Genomic DNA, 18130 nt, shown 5'->3' on the forward strand with positions numbered 1-18130 from the left:
GGCTTACAATAATCTCGGTGATGCCCTATATGACCAGAAGAAATTAGATGCAGCAGTCGCCGCCTACGAAAAAGCAATTCAACTTAACCCCAACTATGCTGATGCTTACTACAATCTCGGCAATGCCCTGAGTGAGCAGAAGAAATTAGATGCAGCAGTCACCGCTTACCAAAAAGCGATTCAACTCAACCCCAACGATGCTAAGGCTTACTACAATCTCGGCATTGCCCTCACACAGCAGAAGAAATTAGATGCAGCAGTTGCCGTCTTACAAAAAGTGATTCAACTTAACCCTAATGATGCTACAGGTTACATCATTTTGGGCCTTTTGCTGTCACAACAGAACAAATCCGATGCCGCAGTTTCCGCCTACGAAAAAGCAATTCAACTCAACCCCAACGATGCTAGGGCTTACAATAATCTCGGTGATGCCCTATATGACCAGAAGAAATTAGATGCAGCAGTCGCCGCCTACGAAAAAGCAATTCAACTTAACCCCAACTATGCTGATGCTTACTACAATCTCGGCAATGCCCTGAGTGAGCAGAAGAAATTAGATGCAGCAGTCACCGCTTACCAAAAAGCGATTCAACTCAACCCCAACGATGCTAAGGCTTACTACAATCTCGGCATTGCCCTCACACAGCAGAAGAAATTAGATGCAGCAGTTGCCGTCTTACAAAAAGTGATTCAACTTAACCCTAATGATGCTACAGGTTACATCATTTTGGGCCTTTTGCTGTCACAACAGAACAAATCCGATGCCGCCGTAGCCACGCTCCAAAAAGTCTTTAAATTACCAGAAAATGATTCTACAATTTCCCGCCGAGATAAACACACTTTCGCTCATACTGCTTTGGGTTTAGTGTTCCAACAGCAAGGAAAACTAAAACAAGCCATTCAACAGTTTGATAAAGCAGAAGAAATTGACCCCAATTATGTATATGCCAGTAATAACAATATAGAAGCAAGGCAGTTATTGATAGAACAAGAGAATAAACTAGGAAGCGTAGAAGACGATCGCCAATGGTTGCCTAAAGATGATCCAACTGTACCCATTAAGCGTTCTGTGGTACGCATTACTGCGAATTTTCCTCTGAGTATTGAACGCCAAGGAATTGAGAGTGGAACTGGCATAATAATTAAGCGAGAAGACAACCGGACATTAATCCTCACTAATCGTCATGTCATTTTTGATGACTATGAACAAGGTAAAAATATTCAAGTTGAATTTTTCAGTTCACCGCCATCAAACCGAGTGCGAATGCGGCGAAATGCCAAGCTGTTCAAAATGACTTCCGTAGACGAACAACTCGATTTAGCCGTTTTAGAAGTTACCGAGAATCTTCCAGAAGATATCCAACCATTAGCCATTTCCTCAACTGCGATCGCCCCAAAAATGCCCATTCGGATTATCCATTCTGCTCAAAGAGAAAAAGATTGGTCTATGGAATCAGGACAAATCAGTAGTTCTAACAATCAGCGATTAGAAATATCTCAAACCGCACTCGAACCTGGTTATTCTGGCAGTCCTGTAATTGATTCGCAAAATCGGCTTTTAGGCATTATTGTTACACGCAGAAAAGATAAAGACCAAAATTTTGCTTATGCCATGTTTGAGATTCAAAAACAACTGTCCACTTGGAATATTAAATAGCCTTTTATACAGACGCGATTAATTGTGTCTCTACTTCTTTACTTTCAACAAACTATGAATTATAAAATTATCCTTGCCAGCCTATTAATCCTCAGCATCAGCCATCTTCCTGCTGCTGCTTCTTGCCCAGAAGGGAACCCAAAATCTACTGATTATATCCGCCGCAAACCACCCAACCGTTGTGAAGGTGTCAAAGAAGAACAATTAAGCGGCAATAGCTTGAGCTTAATTTCCATTGCTACCCGCAACCTTGCTAATTTCGGCAAAACCCTGACAGTGCAAATTCCCCGCATCAATGGAGGTAAAAATCCTCAAGTAATAGTGAAATCCTTGGGTGATAATTATCACTATCAAATGGATGACTTGTTATTGTCTAATAATGGTTCGCGTTTCAGCTTTAGCTGGGATACTTACGTTCTCAGGCAAGCAAAAATACCAGCTAACAGCCTTCGCGCTGTGGCATCCTATAACCTTGGTTCCCAGCCTGTCTATGTTCCAGTCATTCTGGGGCAAACTTCGGGTAAGTATGAATTTGTCTTTTATTCTCAAGACAGAGTGAGATTTACCAACTTTGAAATCCTCTCCAAAGGTGAACCAGCAATCTATAGCACTTCCCGCCCCAACCCGAAAAAGGGTGAAACTATTTTTACCTGGGATGGTCGCAATGCGCCATCTGGGCGCTATGAACTGCACTATGTTGCTAATATTGACCGAAGAGATGAACCTAGCGATCGCATCGAAAGGCGAATTGTATTTGAACATAACCCAAATTGGTTGAAATAAATTATGGCATCTCGGCAAAAAGCCAAACAAAAGTTTTCTGACTTCATCAATATTCGGCAATGGTTGAATTTTCTGAAAACATATCTAGTTGCTTTGTTTGTAGTCAGTGCTTCAGCGCTAAAGCGCTTACTACGAACTATTTCAAATCATCGAAATTTATTGTTGGTGTTGCTGCTACTTTTAGTTTTGGCTATCGTCACCTTTGCCGCTATTGTACCGGGTACACATACATTTGAAGGTAATATCCTTTCTAAGGAAATGACTTTTACCTATAACGGAGAAGTATCTAAACTCTTTATTCAAGATATTCACGGTATTAAAGAACTAGAAAAGGAAGGCAGACAAACCCTAACTTTTACAGGCAATTTTCAAAGTGAAACTTGGTCAGAAATTAATCAGTTAGACTCCTTAAAAATCCAGCTTAAAGACAGCGAGAGTAGATGGATTATTGCTCCGGCTAATCTCCAAGCAACAAGTGATATCAACTTAGACGAACTCCGAGTGCAACCAAATACAAAAGTAGCTGGACTAAGTTATGACTTTTATCGCAATCAGCTTGCTTTTTCTCTGCAATCTAACTCTAAATCCGACTTAAAAAACAACCAAAATACAACATTAGACTTATATTTAGGCGAACAACCAATAAAAGTTATAGTAGAAGGTTATGAATTACTAGATTTAAAATTACCAAATCAACCTGATAAGCAAACACCGCTAGAATTTATTGTAAATCCAAATAATAAAAAATTTAATTTAGAAATAGCACCAAATACCAATATTTATATTACCTTAGCTAAACCTCCCAAATATGAATCAGAACAATGGTTTAGAGAAAAAATAGAGACCAAAGATGTGAAATTTCTAGATTTAGACAGAAATGGTAAAGATGCCAGAGACGATTTACAAATTTCTACTATTGTGGAAGGTAAAATCCGCATGGTAGGTCAGGAACAGGATATTAAGCAAAATCAGTTTCTCATGGGAGAAAACCCTGATACTCCTCTAAATATTCAACTGATACGCCATCTACAAATTGTCCCTAAAAAAGGAATAGAAGCTCGCTTTTCTGGGAAAACTAAAGAGATTCAAATTGGTCTAGATCAGAATTTTCCAGTTTCTCAAATACAGGGTAGCTGGTTAGATGGTGTTTTACCTCGTGATGCAATTATTGCGCTGTTCTCTTTTGGGGCTGCTACAGTTGCAAATCTTCTATCTTGGTTATTTAGTAATGCTTCTAAATCTGCATCAAAATCATAGCCATTACGAATTACGAATTACGAATTACGAATTAATCCGCAATACACTTGACCAAAGCTATGATCGGGATTAATCTCAATCACTAAATCAACTGCTGTCGCATCTCTTACCAACGGCGTGATGAATAATTCCGGGTGAAGTGATCGCCAAAAATAATTGACAAATTGCTCTATCTCTGCATTGCTCATCCCCGATTTACCCGCAGCAATCATCTGCTGTTCTGCCTGTTTACGCCACTCTAAAGAACAGCGGTAATCAGTCGGATAAAGTACAATTAAACTGTCCAATCGCTCCCACAGTGGTAAATAATCGTGGAGGCGAAGATTCATATCACAAGCAAATGCTCTATCTTCATCTGTGACAATTGGCGGTGGCGCAGTATCAAATACATCTGGGTCGATTGGTCGCACACCCACAAACCAACCTTCAAATAGTACAATATCTACATCCGCCACCATTTCGGAAGTAGTGCGATCGCCAGCACCTCCAAAAGCAGATTTATCAAAGCGGGGAAGCATCACTGGATTTTGCAAGTGGCGGATTTGATCTAGTACATTTAAGCCTAAATCTATATCGTGGGTTCCTGGTGGACCGCGCCAAATTAAGCGGGGATCTTGCTGTGTTAAAAGCAAGCGATCGCTGTAAGTTTTATATAAGTCATCCAAAGATAAACTCACAGTCCTGTATCCCAAATGATCGAGAATCAAAATCAGAACCTTTGACATAGTGGTTTTACCAGTGCCTTGTCCTCCCAATATTCCTTGAATCAGGGGGCGTCTCAACTGTTGGCGCTGCGATGCTAGTTTGATCCCCAAAGGTAGCCACAAGTCCCACAATACCTGTAACATTTCCTGGGGTTGTACTTGGAGAGTGGCTTGGCAGAATTCGCTAAAAGCTGGAAAGACAGATTTTAGTAAATGCGATCGCCTTTCGATCATTTCATCAACATTTTCCGGCGCGATCCCAAAAGCTTTTGCCCTTAACTCATCTGCCAGCGCTGCTTCTCTTGCTTCCTGCTTCCAAGTTTCCCCCACCTCATTGGTTGCCAAAACACTCAGCCACAAATTCATAAATTCTGCATCTCACTACGATCCCAGCTTAAAAGCTTCGAGAAACAGGCTGTAGATGAAACCAACTTTCAGGAGATTTAGTGAGTCTACCAAGAGCGATCGCCTATCTAAAAAGCTGCGACTATAAAATATTCTGCTGGTAATTTCCGTCAACAAGACTAAAAAACCAGCTGCCACAATGTCTAGCTCTGCACGTTGTCCAGCTGTAGTGGAAACTGCGTTTCCCAGAAAAAAACCGAACAAAAAACTAATTATCAGCAACGATAGTCGTCGCCAAGGATTTAAAAACCATTGCCCAAAGCGTGTAGCAATGGCATCGAACAAGTTGTTGAGACGAGTGTTTTGCATCAAAAGGACTTCTGGGAAAAGTCAAGATATCTTGAAATATATCTATATTAAGGTAAGGAGGATATTGGTTTTAGCATCAGCTTGTTTGTTACTATTGTATATATCTACTGGAATTCCAGTGTTTATTCAAATTCGACCATTCTATCATCTTCAGAGAAGTACAGTTTCTTAGAGGATGTTTGGAAACAATAAATATTTAGTTTGATCCCCACGAGCAAGCCTTAAAAAATGGGAAAATGATTCAAAATTCCCCTTTTTAAAGGAAGCTAGTCCATTAAGTGGGTTTCATGACTTGTATCCATATACGGAAGTAAGCTACTCGCAGCATCTCCCAACAGGAGAAGGGACTTGCGTAGATTTAGGAAGGAGGATCTCTAAGCTATTGGTATATCACCAAGCACTTTTTAAACATCCTCTTAAGGTAGCTTTTCATAGCACAAGAAAAAATATACTACTTAGATTTATCTGACGTTTAGCAAAGGATGTCTTGTAGAGGCCGGTAGCGGTTCCAGGAAACTTTTATTTTTTTTATACAAATGAATTGGCTGAATAGGTATCAAATTATCTTGTTTTTATCCATACTTACGGTCAAAATCCAAAGTAATGGGTGTCTGTACCTCTTGTTTTTCAAACATCAAAGAGATTATATCCTTCAAATGTTTTCTAATCAAAATGATATTTATCATACATTCGTGTTCCTAATTTTAGGAAAGTCTATATTCGGCTATTTTGTGTGATTGCCTTTTGGGATAATAGGCTACTATTTGGTCAAGCCTAGACAAAATATTTATTTCTAATAACTATTAATATGAAATCTTCAGTGTATCGTAACGTCGGTATTACAGCTTCTTGCTTGGGACTGCTTGTTGCTCTGGTGGGATACTTTGGAGTGAGCGTATCCTTTGAGTCCACCAACCCAAATACAAACCCAGATACATCTTCACAACTGCCAAAAGAAACTCAAGAGTGGCAGACAACTTCGGTTTTACCTGAAAAAGGTATTTCCGCTAGTCTATCTACACCAGCACCTACCCCAACCAATCAAGTAGAACACAGCAGTAAAGAGAATACTTATCCTGTCTTGGCAGAGCGTGATAAATCAGCAAGCATTGCCAAGGATCAAGGGACTTTGCGAATGAGCAATCAAACAAATCAGCCTGTGCGGCTGGTTCTACTGGCACGACAGTCAGTAGCAAAAGGATCTAGTAAAAAACAGACTCACTACGATGTACCGGCACATTGGGATTTTGCTCCCGAAGAAGGTAGTGAGAAGGGACTGGTTCTATCCCTACCTCAGAATAATTTAAAGCTAGAGAAGGGAGATGTTTTAGTTGCTTTTGCACAAGATGGTTCCCGTCGTTACTGGGGCCCTTATATTATTGGCGAAACTCAATTACCTAAGTGGAATTCCCAAAACAGAGAATGGCAACTTGTGCTAAGTCAATAAATATTGCTAAGTGGTAAATATTGAGTACGGAAGCAATTTTTGGAGAGTGAGCATTGTTTACCGTTTGCTCAAACCTTTATTTTTACATCCTTAGCCTACAGTTGGTAAAGTGTTAAGTAATGGATAGAGGAAAATTGTTGAATTAAAAACTCCGAAGAACAAAAGATCGATAACCAACGACTATTGATTAGTGATTGTTGACTATTGACTAAATGAGAATGAAATTGAGTGTTAAGCACACTGTTGATCGGTGGTTCAACAAAATAGCAAAAAATCCAGCCCTGAGTGTAACTGTGTCGATTTTGTGGTTGATGGTAGTTGGCTGGGTGGCTTTTGGGTGGAATTTGGGCAACACTGGCTTGATTGATGAGACAGAGCCGCTCTTTGCCGAAGCTTCCCGCCAGATGTTCGTCACAGGTGATTGGATTACCCCATTTTTCAATGGTGACACTCGTTTCGATAAACCTGCTTTAATTTACTGGTGTCAGGCGATCGCATATCACATAATTGGCGTGAATGAATGGGCAGTACGCCTTCCTTCTGCGATCGCAGCATTCGGCTTAGTTTGTTTAGCTTTTTACACCATCCAGTGGTATCTGGCTAAACAAGACGAATTAGAGGAAGTTTCAAGTCCTACTCGTCGCTACTTAACATCTTTTATAGCAGCAGCACTTATGGCACTCAATCCCGAAACTATTATTTGGGCGAGAACGGGTGTCTCTGATATGCTACTCACCGGATGTATGGCATCGGCTTTGTTATGTTTTTTTCTAGGGTACGCAGGGAAGGAAGGGAGTAGGGAGCAGGGCAGCAGTGGAGCAGGGGAGCAGGGGAGCAGGGGAGCAGAATTAATAATCACCAATGCCCAATCCCTAATGCCCCATGCCCTATTTCCTAATAAATGGTACTTAGCTTTTTATGTGCTGATTGCTGGTGCAATTTTGACCAAAGGGCCAGTGGGAATTGTTTTGCCGGGGCTAATTGTTGCTGCCTTTTTGCTTTACGTGGGTAAAGTACGAGAGGTGTTGCGGGAAATGCACCTTCTCGTAGGTATACTGATAATTCTCGCTTTGTCAGTGCCCTGGTATGCTTTAGTAATTTGGCGCAATGGCTGGAATTACATTAACTCCTTTTTTGGTTATCATAACCTGGAACGCTTTACAGAAGTAGTTAATGGTCACTCAGCACCTTGGTATTTTTACTTTTTAGTCGTGTTGTTGGGTTTTGCACCATACTCAGTGTATTTACCAGCTTCTATAATCAGATTAAAGTTTTGGCAGCGATCGCATTGGCGATCCCTTGAACGTTTTCAGCAATTTGGTTTATTTGCCTGGTTCTGGTTTGCCAGCATCTTTGCCTTTTTTACCATTGCCGTTACTAAACTCCCTAGCTACGTATTGCCTTTAATGCCAGCAGCAGCAATCCTGGTAGCCCTGTTGTGGAGCGACCTTTTTTCAGATCCAAAGACACGGCAAACAATTCCTGTTTCCCCCTCTCCCACTCCGTCCATCTCCGCGTCTTTGCTGCGAATGAGTGGTTGGGTGAATGTAGTATTTTTATCAGTTCTGGCAACAGCACTACTTAACATAACTCACATATTAGGTACCGATCCAGCGATCAGTAACTTCCACGAACTAATTGAACAATCTGGTTTACCAGTAATAGCGGGTATAATTTGGCTAGTTTGTGCTGTTTTGGTTGCGGGTTTATTATTGAGTCGCCGCTGGAACTACATTATCAGTATTAATTTAATCGGGTTTGTGGCGTTTATAATTTTTGTCTTAACGCCTGCTTCGTTCTTTATTGATCGAGAACGTCAATTACCCTTAAGGGAATTGTCTGCGGTCATTTTAGAAGCAAAACAACCAAACGAAGAATTGATCATGCTTGGCTTCAAAAAGCCTAGTGTGGTATTTTACAGCCACATCCACGTAAATTATTTAAAATTTCCTAAAGAGGCTGTGGAGCATATTAAAAACCAGGCTGCCAAAGGACTAAAACCTTCCTCAGTGCTGCTGTTGGCTGAACAGAAAAAGTTTTTACAAATGGACTTACAGCCAGATGATTACAAGAATTTATCGACCAAGGGTGCTTATAACTTGGTTCGAGTTCCTTTTAAGAAAATGAAAAATGAAAAAATAGACATATCATAATTGGGAATTGGGAATTGGGAATTGGGCATTGGGCATGGGACATGGGGCATTAGTTATTCTTTCTTCCCCTGCATCAAGAGCTCCCTCATCTCCCCCATCTCCCTCATCTTCCCCATTCCCCACTCCCATTAACATTTGCTGTTGTAGCCATTGACAGCTAAAGCTTGATTGATCTGGCTTAATAGGTCTTCCATTGATATCGATCGCGGTAAGATTTGGGTAGCGATCGCACCAACAACAGTTTCTATCGATTCCAAACCATTCTTTTTCTGCTTGTTAATTTCCTGATAAGCTACTCCATCCTGGAAAGTGGTTTCTGAGCGATTTAATCGCTGATTTAGTACCAAAATTGGTGGCAACTTTAAAGGCGAATCTCCCAATGTTTTCAGTGCTTTGAGCACATCTTTGTGGATAGGGGTTTCTCCTAAACAAATTAGCAGTAAATCAACGCTTTCGTGGCGAATCTGTTGCAACACTTCTGCCCAACAAGGACTCATCGCTGCTTTGAAGCCTGCTGTTTGGAGGTATTGAATTAAAGCTTGGAACCATTCAGATCCCCGTTCAGCAGTTTCACTACTAATTGAGCAATTTTTTTCTGTCCGATAACCCTTAGCTGACTTACGTCTTACCTGGGGGAAATCCCGTAGCATTGTTAAATCCACTACTAAGATGTTTGCAGGGCAGCAAATACCAGAAGCAATTTCTAGTACTGATAGTAAAGCATCTGTTTTCTCGGTGCGACTGCTGTTGTCTTTAGCAAATGGTGTTAAGTAAGGAAATACAGATAGCCCTGGTATTTTAGAAGCGATTAAGGTAGTTGCAACATCACAAGTAACCAGTGGTATAGCTGCTAAACGCGGATGTCCAATTAATTGTTGCAAATAAATTTGGGCGGTGGTACTTTCGACATCTAGCAAAATCACATCAAACTGCCATACCCGCGCCAAGAGTTCTGCCTGATCTAGGTCATCTACTTCAATCACCCGATGTTCTCGAAGTGAGGGATGGGGATTGACCGATTCTAACTGGGGATTCACCAACCTGAGAATTCGCAGTGGGGTTTTAGTTGGGATAATTGCACTATTATTTAACCCTATCTGCGGTATTACTTGTGCAGTACATAATTTTTCTAAAACTGGTGCTAAGACCTGATGCTCTACTGGCAAACTTAAGAAACCATCGGCTCGGTTAGCAAATGCTTGCTCCTTTTCGGCTGCCGTCGCTGTCACAATTACAGATATATGACGGGTTGCGGTGTCAGATTTTAGTAAAGTCAGTACATCCCAACCTGATAGCAGGGGTAACAACGGATTTAAAAATATCGCTATTGGTTGCAAGCGCCGCGCTTTTTCGACTGCTTCTGTCCCCGATCGCGCAATCACTACCCGATATCCTAAACCTTTGAGTTGTTCGGTCAAGTCTTCAATATATCGGGCTACTGCCTCGACTACCAAGACCAATCGTTGCGAACTCGCGGGATGATGCTGTGTGGGCGTACTAGGATGCTGACGAGCGGCGGCGAGATTTTCCCGTGTCGGTTGATATCGTGTCTCCTCGTCTTCTCTGATTCCCATATCTGGTTCCGAAAAGCCTGTTTTCGGGGGACTGGGCGGCAGAAGTAGGGTAAACTGGCTGCCTTTACCTTCACGCGATAAGAAGCTGACATCTCCTCCGTGGAGACGAGCCAAGGCACGAGTTAATACTAGCCCCAAACCAGTGCCTTCAAATTGCCGAGTGAGGGGATTTTCTAGTTGTTGGAATTTTTGAAAGATTAAGTGTTGCTGGTGTTCAGGAATGCCAATACCTGTATCCCAAACTGTAAAGGCAATCCATCCTTCCCAACGACTTACCCGCAGCCCAATTTCGCCAGATATTTCGGTGAATTTAAAGGCGTTGGAAAGTAGGTGTACTAGCATCTGGCGTAAGCGCAATTCGTCTGCCACCATCTGATCTAAACCTAGTTCAATGGAAAGACTGAATTGGGGAGCAGATGAACGGGCATTTGGAGGTGGCGGGGCAGATGTTGCTTTGGTGGTTTGAGTGTGGATAGCTTTGGCTTCCGATAGGGCGCGATCGCACACAGCCCGAATTTTCACCTGAGTCAGTGTCAAATCCATTTGTCCCGTTTCCATCCGGGTCAAATCTAAAATGTCATTCACCACACTCATCAGGTGGCGTCCGCTTTGATGAATCAGTCCCGCATAACGGGCTTGACGCTCGTTAAGTTCTCCCAACTGCTGATCCACTAGCAAGCGTGATAATCCCAAAACGGCAGTTAGAGGAGTTTTGAGTTCATGACTAATACAAGCTAAAAACTCGTCTTTTAACCGATTTAGTTGAATTAAATCGGCATTCTTCGCTGCTAGTTCTTTACAAAGTTGCTGCTGTTCAGTGACATCAGTAGCTAAAACCAACCACAAATCAGTGCTGAGTGCAATCTCCTCTTCAGCACTCATAACTTTAAACTCAGGACTATCTAAGGGAATTTTGGCAAACTGCCAGATTCGCTCTTGACCATTTTGCACTTCGACAACGCAGGTACAAGTACCCACCTGACTATCTAAATAGCATCGGCTGTATGCAACATCACCTGATGCTTCTTGCGGAATCAGTTCTTCTTCACCAGTATGCTCATTCTCCCTGCCATTGGGATGAACCTTGATCGCTGGTTGGGTGACATATTCTACTATTTCGGAGCGTTTAGGGACAAGTATTGCCTCCACCTGTTGCCTAACCCCTTCTGGATCTTTCAAGGTTCCTAATTGCTGCCACCAGGCGGGATTTCGCGCTACCACCTCACCAGTAGCCGTTTGCAACATCAAAGGCCAAGGCAGTCTTTCTAGCAAGTGTACCAGTGGCTGGTGTCCTAACGAATTGGATTCATTTGGTTCACCATCATACTCATGGCGATGTTCACTAGACCTTTGTAAACCAGCCATACGTTCCTGAGCCAGCGATCGCAACAGGCGTGAACTATCCAGCAGCCCCAAATATCGACCCTCAGAGTCAATCAACGCCCAATCTAAGTTTTGAGGTTTTTCGACTTGTGAATCGCACCAGCGCAAGCTTAATCGCTCTACACGCTCCGAAGCTGATATTGTCTGTATTGGCTCAATTAGACCTTGACCCCAGGTAGAGAGCGATTGTTGTAAATTTAGATTTTTATCGTCACTATGTGCTAATAATTTTGGGATTAAACGGGCAGAATACAGCAATCCGATGGGGCATTGCTGTTGATTCACTACTACCAAGCGATCGCACTGCTCTTGCTCAAAAATCTCCAACACCACTGCCAGAGAACTTGTTTGGGGGCAGCTAGGTACGGTTGCCTGAAAGTCATAAAGCGGGTAATCTAGCATTAACATAGGGATTTGGGGGTCATTCTTCCTGTGGAACCCTCCGGCATTTCCATCTGCCAGTTGATGGTCTTTTCGCCTGAAGTCATATCCTTTAAGAAGACTCATATAAGCAACTCTGGTTATTTCAACGCCATTAAAACAACGGGATTTACCCTAACGGACACGGGAATTGCGAACGAGTACATTTTTCCAAGAGGCGACGTTTCTAATTTCTAGTAACTAGCCAGCCTCCCCAGGGTCTTACTGGTATTTAAACTCCTCATCGATAGCGACGGCTAAAACAATTATGGCCCCAAAGATTCGCTTTAGAACCTTGAGGAATTATAATGATTTGGAATGCGACAATCCTTTAAGTTCGTTTAAGTATCTTATCAAGGAGCAAAATAAAAATATCTATCTATTTATATACATAGATATGTAAATCATGAGTTAATTATTGTGTCTTGCTATGCCGACAGATACCTTATCATCAAAGACCTACTAAGTTCTACCAGTTAGTTACTGCACTAGATTGTTAAGTGCATAGCACTATCTGCTCACATAGAGCGTTATTTTGGGGTTAAATTACCAGTTGACTGCACACCCAGTATCCCCTACAAGCGTTAGCCAAAGTTATCAGCCCATGTTTATTGGTCAGGGCGATCGAGGAGATATATTCAAGAATAGATGTTATTACCGATATTGATTCTGCAATCTAATGTTAACAAATGCTTAAATAATCCAGTTGACTTAGCCAACCTAAAAGGTTTGAGTACGTGGGTGGGGAAATTGATGGATGCAATTATTGCCCAATTTTGCTACTTACCTGTTGCTGCAACGACCTCTGAAAAAATCAACTACTTACCAAATTGGCCGCCACTAAATCCAAGTAAGGCATACACTAGCAAGTACGTTTATGTATTTGCCAGTCAGATGCAAAAAAGTCAGCAGCATTTTCAGGAGATGACTCCGGCAGAAAGACAAGGATTATTAAGACAGCTTAAAACAGATTATAGCCTGATTCTTATAGATTATTTTACTACAGACAAAACACTCAAAGATAAAATTGATAAATTTATCAATACTATATTTTATGCTAATATTCCTGTGCCCCAAATAATCGAAATTCACATGGAGATAATTGAAGAATTTTCTACCCAGCTAAAATTAGAAGGCAGGAGCAATGAAACGTTACTTGATTACCGCCTAACGTTGATCGATATCTTGGCTCACCTGTGCGAAGTCTATAGGAGTTCGATATCTAAATAAATTTAAGTTTATCGTTATATATTCAAATTGGAACGAGCTACTTACTCCCAATGCGCCAACAGATCTTGTTATTTTTATGCTCATGACTAGCTATTAAGTATATGATTAAAGCCAGAAAAACCTACGTTCTTAAGCTTTACGTAGCAGGAAATACTCCAAATTCAGTCCGGGCATTAAAAACACTCAAAGAGATTTTAGAGCAGGAGTTTGAAGGTGTTTATGCTTTAAAAGTGATTGATGTACTGAAAAGCCCGCAACTGGCGGAAGAAGATAAAATATTGGCAACGCCAACATTATCTAAAATTTTGCCTCCACCAGTTCGCAAAATTATTGGGGATCTTTCAGATAGAGAAAGAGTGTTGATTGGATTGGATTTGCTCTATGAAGAACTGAGTGAAGAAGATTTTGAAGAGTAAATTTTTAATCATAAAAAATTGAGTACAAACTTTAGTAATAAAAAAATAGGTTTTAATACCCTTTTGTTATCAAGCAATGAGTGAAAACGAGCAACTAGAACCAAAGCAACCACCGAAAATTGGGGGTATAGAAAAAATTCGGACGATGATCGAAGGGTTTGACGATATTAGTCATGGTGGTTTACCAATTGGTAGAACTACCTTGATTAGTGGTACATCCGGCACAGGCAAAACCTTATTCTCTCTTCAGTTTCTCTATAACGGTATTACCTATTTTGATGAAGCGGGAGTATTTGTAACCTTTGAGGAATCACCGAGTGATATTATTAAAAATGCCAATATTTTTGGTTGGAACTTGCCCCGCTTAATTGAAGAAGGCAAGTTGTTTATTCTTGATGCATCTCCCGATCCAGAAGGTCAAGATATCGTTGGAAATTTTGATCTTTCTGCACTCATTGAGCGCTTGCAATATGCCATCCGCAAATACAAAGCTAAACGAGTTTCAATCGACTCAATAACAGCGGTATTTCAGCAGTATGAAGCGATGGGAGTAGTGCGACGCGAAATTTTTCGCCTAGTAGCACGTCTCAAACTACTGAGTGTCACTACTCTAATTACCACTGAACGTAGTGAAGAGTATGGGCCTGTTGCCTCTTTCGGAGTCGAAGAATTTGTTTCCGATAATGTAGTAATTGTTCGCAACGCTTTAGAAGGAGAACGCCGCCGCCGCACAATTGAAATTCTCAAGTTGCGCGGCACAACTCACATGAAAGGTGAGTATCCCTTCACGATTACTAATGAAGGAGTTAACATCTTCCCACTCGGAGCAATGCGCTTGACTCAACGTTCTTCCAATGTCAGAGTATCTTCTGGTGTCAGAACCTTAGATGAAATGTGCGGTGGTGGTTTCTTTAAAGATTCAATTATTTTGGCAACAGGAGCCACAGGTACTGGTAAAACCCTGTTAGTAAGTAAATTTATTCAAGATGGCTGCCTCAATGGAGAACAGGCGATATTATTTGCTTATGAAGAATCACGCGCTCAACTATCTCGTAATGCTTCCTCTTGGGGAATTGATTTTGAAGAATTAGAACATCAAGGTTTACTCAAAATAATCTGTACCTATCCGGAATCAACTGGTTTAGAAGACCACTTACAAATTATTAAATCAGAAATTGCTATTTTCAAACCTGCTCGGATTGCCATTGATTCCCTATCAGCACTAGCTAGAGGAGTTACGAATAATGCATTTCGACAGTTTGTAATTGGTGTGACAGGTTATGCTAAACAAGAAGAAATTACTGGTTTCTTTACCAACACAACCGACCAATTTCTGGGAGCGCATTCGATTACTGACTCTCATATTTCCACGATTACCGATACAATTCTGATGTTACAGTACGTAGAAATTCGCGGAGAAATGTCGCGGGCAATTAACGTATTCAAAATGCGCGGGTCTTGGCATGATAAGGGCATTCGTGAGTATAATATTACTGCTGACGGACCCGAAATTAAAGATTCTTTCCGAAATTACGAACGGATTATCAGCGGTGCTCCTACTCGCGTTAGTATCGATGAAAAGGCGGAACTTTCTCGCATTGTTAGACGTTTTGAAGACAAACAGAGTTCCGAACCCTAAATTTAGTATCGTAGTATATTCTTTCCTAAGTTTAGTATCGTGCTATATTCTGTGGTGAAGAAAGGTTTTCTGCCGCTAGATTGATTTTCGTGTGAGGGATGCGGTGAAAGGACAGCAATTATTTTATAGCTTCTTACCTGGTGTAACGGCAGCGGTTTTAACAACTCAGCCTGCTTGGGCTGGTACTGCGAAACTAACTGGGATACAACTGGCATCTTCTCCTAGTGTTTTGACTTCTACTTATGGTCAAGGCTTGGTTGTGGATACCATGAATAGGCAACTGCCTAACAGTGCAAATGTTAGTGTTCCAACCCTAGTACCTGCTTTGGGTTTTACTAAACTTAGTGTGAAACCTTTAAATGATAACAGTATTCCCGTATTTACGGCTGAAAATACTGTTGTGCCAATAAAACAACTACTTAAGAAAGATAAAGGTAGATTTTTCAGTTTGACACCTACCTCTAATCCTTCCCAAGCTCAAAAGAACCAAAAACAGAGTAATTCAAGCGCTTATGGGCAGAAATTAAAGAAGATAGTAGTTCCCAACTACACTTCAAAATCCCCTTCTGTCCAAAAAGGAATTTTGTCCCTGTCTTCTACACCGCAGCCAGTGGTTCAAAAGATAAATACTGTTACTCAGTTGCAAACATTTTTACAAACTTCAGTCACAGGTGCAGGTGCAGCAAAACTGTTGTCAGCGCAGAGGTGTCCACAGGAGTTGAGCAAAAGCAAAACTGACTCCTTGGCTGATTTGCTATTAACCTCAAGCACCTGCTTACAACAAAATGCTATTGGTCGCTTGGCTCAGACTAATACCACAATTCCGACAGATTCGACGCCAACTCTCACTGCGCCAGGAACCGTAACTCCTGCACCAGGGGGTTCGGTGCAACCTGCTAATGTACCAACAACCGTAACTCCTGCGCCAGGGGGTTCGGTGCCAACTCTAACTGTGCCAACAACCGTAACTCCTGCACCAGGGGGTTCGGTGCAACCTCCCACTGTACCAACAACGGTAACTCCAGTGCCGTCAGGACGGGTACAAATTCCAGAGAACCTGATTCCTAACTCAAATCCTCTGCAATTTCCCACCAAAGCGGAGGAAGTGAGACTTCAGGAAAATCAACCAATTACTTTGGCACAGGCTCTGGAGTTAGCACGGCGTAACAATCACGATCTACAGGTGTCCTTATTGGAGTTAGAACGCAATAAAGCGGCTCTACGCGAGGCGCAAGCTGCTTTATTGCCCACTCTGGGAGTTAGCACGGATCTGACTCGTAGTCAGTCTGCTGGTAGTCAGCTTCAGGACGAAATAAACGGGCAAAATCCGTTCGCCGCTAAGGTAGATCAACCCAGTACATCTTTCAATGGTCAAGCACAACTTTCATATAACCTTTATAGTTCTGGGAGAGTGCAAGCTACCATCAGAGCGGCTGAAGAACAGGTACGTTTCTATGAGTTGGCTGTAGAAACTCAGTTTGAGACAATCCGTCTGAATGTTGCCACTGACTACTACAATCTGCAACAAGCGGATGAACAAGTACGGATTGCCCAATCGGCTGTGCAGAACTCTGAAGCTAGTTTGCGTGATGCAGAAGCTTTAGAGCGAGCTGGGGTTGGTACGCGGTTCGATGTGTTGCGATCGCAGGTGAATTTAGCAAATGCCCAACAAAATTTAACTAATGCTAGATCCCAGCAGTCAATTTCCCGTCGTCAATTAGCAACTCGGATAAGTTTGCCGCAAGCAATAAATATCAGTGCGGCTGACCCTGTACAATTAGCTGGTCTTTGGAACCCAACCCTAGAACAAAGTATTGTGTTGGCTTATCAAAATCGTCCAGAACTGCAACAGCAGTTGGCACAACGCAATACTAATGAGCAACAGCGTAAACAAGCTCTTGCAGAACTAGGTCCTCAAGTTAGTTTGGTCGCCAGCTACAACCTGCTAGATCAGTTTGATGATAATGTCAGCGTTACTGATGGTTATTCATTCGGAATTCAGGCAACCCTAAATTTGTATGATGGAGGAGCAGCAAGAGCAAGAGCATCTCAGCAGAAAGCTAATATTGCGATCGCAGAAACTCAATTTGCTGAACAGCGCAACCAAATTCGCTTTCAGGTAGAACAAGCCTATTCTACCCAGCAATCTAGTTTGGAGAATGTTCAAACCGCTAATACCGCTTTAGAACAAGCCAGGGAAGCTCTACGTTTAGCACGTTTGCGATTCCAAGCTGGTGTAGGTACTCAAACTGATGTCATTAACTCTGAAAATGACCTCACACAAGCTGAAGGTAATCGAGTCACAGCAATTTTGGATTACAACCGCGCTTTAGCTCAGTTACAACGGTCTGTTACCCTCAGAGCATTCCGTTAATTAGCTGAAACTCAACTGAATCAGTATTTTTGACTGCTGTTGTGTTTTGTAATGCACTTTGCACCTGCTATTAGAGCATCACAGAGTCCAGTAGCGTTTCTGATAAAAAGCTAGCTAAAAGCCTCATTTATTCAGTGTATTTACTGGAAAGATGAGGCTTTTTAGTCCAAAAGGCAGTATTGTAAATTAGACCTCTTGCAAAAGTCCCCTAACACCCCACCCCCAACCCCTCCCCGCAGGCGGGGAGGGGAGAATTTGACGTAAGTCAAAGGCGGGGTGGGGTTCTTTTTTTGATTTATGCAAGAAGTCTATTGTGATTTTTTAGAAATCCTTTAGCGATCACTAAAGGATAAGAGTCTATAGAACCCATTTGATATCT

The 18130-nt window shown here is 41.8% G+C and carries 12 protein-coding genes; 9 read left to right on the forward strand and 3 right to left on the reverse strand.

What is annotated here, in order from left to right:
- The 3 genes from HWQ40_RS05495 to HWQ40_RS05505 all read left to right on the forward strand — a co-directional run.
- Window positions 1–1657, forward strand: a 1657-nt coding sequence (locus HWQ40_RS05495) for a serine protease (protein ID WP_292775449.1), incomplete at its 5' end; no start/stop codon positions are given.
- 54 nt (window positions 1658–1711) lie between these two features.
- Window positions 1712–2440 (forward strand): hypothetical protein, encoded by a 729-nt coding sequence (locus HWQ40_RS05500; protein WP_292775450.1) that lies wholly within the window; start codon window positions 1712–1714, stop codon window positions 2438–2440.
- A gap of 3 nt (window positions 2441–2443) precedes the next feature.
- Window positions 2444–3697, forward strand: a complete 1254-nt coding sequence (locus HWQ40_RS05505) for a hypothetical protein (RefSeq protein ID WP_292775451.1) — start codon at window positions 2444–2446, stop codon at window positions 3695–3697.
- 17 nt (window positions 3698–3714) lie between these two features.
- On the opposite strand, the gene HWQ40_RS05510 is transcribed toward HWQ40_RS05505, so the two are convergent.
- Window positions 3715–4767: a glycerate kinase gene (locus tag HWQ40_RS05510; RefSeq protein WP_292775452.1), complete on the reverse strand. Its 1053-nt coding sequence runs from the start codon at window positions 4765–4767 to the stop codon at window positions 3715–3717.
- A 15-nt stretch (window positions 4768–4782) separates the two neighbouring features.
- Complete coding sequence (locus tag HWQ40_RS05515) at window positions 4783–5115, reverse strand: DUF565 domain-containing protein (RefSeq protein WP_292775454.1); 333 nt, start codon at window positions 5113–5115, stop codon at window positions 4783–4785.
- Between the two features lie 808 nt (window positions 5116–5923).
- On the opposite strand from HWQ40_RS05515, the gene HWQ40_RS05520 reads away from it, so the two are divergent.
- Together HWQ40_RS05520 and HWQ40_RS05525 are read left to right on the forward strand one after the other, a co-directional pair.
- Window positions 5924–6562 carry a hypothetical protein gene (locus HWQ40_RS05520; protein WP_292775455.1) on the forward strand — a complete coding sequence of 213 codons (639 nt, stop codon included), beginning with the start codon at window positions 5924–5926 and terminating at the stop codon, window positions 6560–6562.
- A gap of 212 nt (window positions 6563–6774) precedes the next feature.
- On the forward strand, window positions 6775–8715 hold the full coding sequence (locus HWQ40_RS05525) for a glycosyltransferase family 39 protein (RefSeq protein WP_292775456.1): 1941 nt from the start codon (window positions 6775–6777) through the stop codon (window positions 8713–8715).
- A gap of 128 nt (window positions 8716–8843) precedes the next feature.
- Here HWQ40_RS05525 and HWQ40_RS05530 read toward each other — a convergent pair whose 3' ends face one another.
- Window positions 8844–12080: an ATP-binding protein gene (locus tag HWQ40_RS05530; protein ID WP_292775633.1), complete on the reverse strand. Its 3237-nt coding sequence runs from the start codon at window positions 12078–12080 to the stop codon at window positions 8844–8846.
- Window positions 12081–12740: 660 nt separating this feature from the next.
- Between HWQ40_RS05530 and HWQ40_RS05535 the strand changes: the two genes are divergently transcribed.
- The 4 genes from HWQ40_RS05535 (at window position 12741) to HWQ40_RS05550 (ending at window position 17751) form a co-directional block, all read left to right on the forward strand.
- Window positions 12741–13322 (forward strand): KaiA family protein, encoded by a 582-nt coding sequence (locus HWQ40_RS05535; RefSeq protein ID WP_292775458.1) that lies wholly within the window; start codon window positions 12741–12743, stop codon window positions 13320–13322.
- A gap of 101 nt (window positions 13323–13423) precedes the next feature.
- The gene (kaiB, locus tag HWQ40_RS05540) at window positions 13424–13738 is read left to right on the forward strand and encodes a circadian clock protein KaiB (protein WP_289797294.1); all 315 of its coding nucleotides are present in this window, start codon (window positions 13424–13426) and stop codon (window positions 13736–13738) included.
- Between the two features lie 76 nt (window positions 13739–13814).
- Window positions 13815–15377, forward strand: coding sequence for a circadian clock protein KaiC (gene kaiC / locus HWQ40_RS05545; RefSeq protein ID WP_292775459.1), 1563 nt, complete (start codon window positions 13815–13817; stop codon window positions 15375–15377).
- Between the two features lie 103 nt (window positions 15378–15480).
- Window positions 15481–17751, forward strand: coding sequence for a TolC family protein (locus HWQ40_RS05550; protein WP_292775460.1), 2271 nt, complete (start codon window positions 15481–15483; stop codon window positions 17749–17751).
- Window positions 17752–18130 lie beyond the last annotated feature (379 nt).

The sequence above is a fragment of the Nostoc sp. NMS9 genome (assembly GCF_017114995.1).
Lineage (GTDB): Bacteria > Cyanobacteriota > Cyanobacteriia > Cyanobacteriales > Nostocaceae > Nostoc.

What these genes read in the sequence shown, in the direction of transcription:
- HWQ40_RS05500 (WP_292775450.1), top strand. Translation starts at nt 1,712, where the DNA reads ATGAATTATAAAATTATCCTTGCCAGCCTATTAATCCTCAGCATCAGC.
- HWQ40_RS05525 (WP_292775456.1), top strand. Translation starts at nt 6,775, where the DNA reads ATGAGAATGAAATTGAGTGTTAAGCACACTGTTGATCGGTGGTTCAAC.
- kaiC (WP_292775459.1), top strand. Translation starts at nt 13,815, where the DNA reads ATGAGTGAAAACGAGCAACTAGAACCAAAGCAACCACCGAAAATTGGG.
- HWQ40_RS05535 (WP_292775458.1), top strand. Translation starts at nt 12,741, where the DNA reads ATGTTATTACCGATATTGATTCTGCAATCTAATGTTAACAAATGCTTA.
- HWQ40_RS05510 (WP_292775452.1), bottom strand. Translation starts at nt 4,767, where the DNA reads ATGAATTTGTGGCTGAGTGTTTTGGCAACCAATGAGGTGGGGGAAACT.
- HWQ40_RS05520 (WP_292775455.1), top strand. Translation starts at nt 5,924, where the DNA reads ATGAAATCTTCAGTGTATCGTAACGTCGGTATTACAGCTTCTTGCTTG.
- HWQ40_RS05515 (WP_292775454.1), bottom strand. Translation starts at nt 5,115, where the DNA reads ATGCAAAACACTCGTCTCAACAACTTGTTCGATGCCATTGCTACACGC.
- kaiB (WP_289797294.1), top strand. Translation starts at nt 13,424, where the DNA reads ATGATTAAAGCCAGAAAAACCTACGTTCTTAAGCTTTACGTAGCAGGA.
- HWQ40_RS05530 (WP_292775633.1), bottom strand. Translation starts at nt 12,080, where the DNA reads ATGTTAATGCTAGATTACCCGCTTTATGACTTTCAGGCAACCGTACCT.
- HWQ40_RS05505 (WP_292775451.1), top strand. Translation starts at nt 2,444, where the DNA reads ATGGCATCTCGGCAAAAAGCCAAACAAAAGTTTTCTGACTTCATCAAT.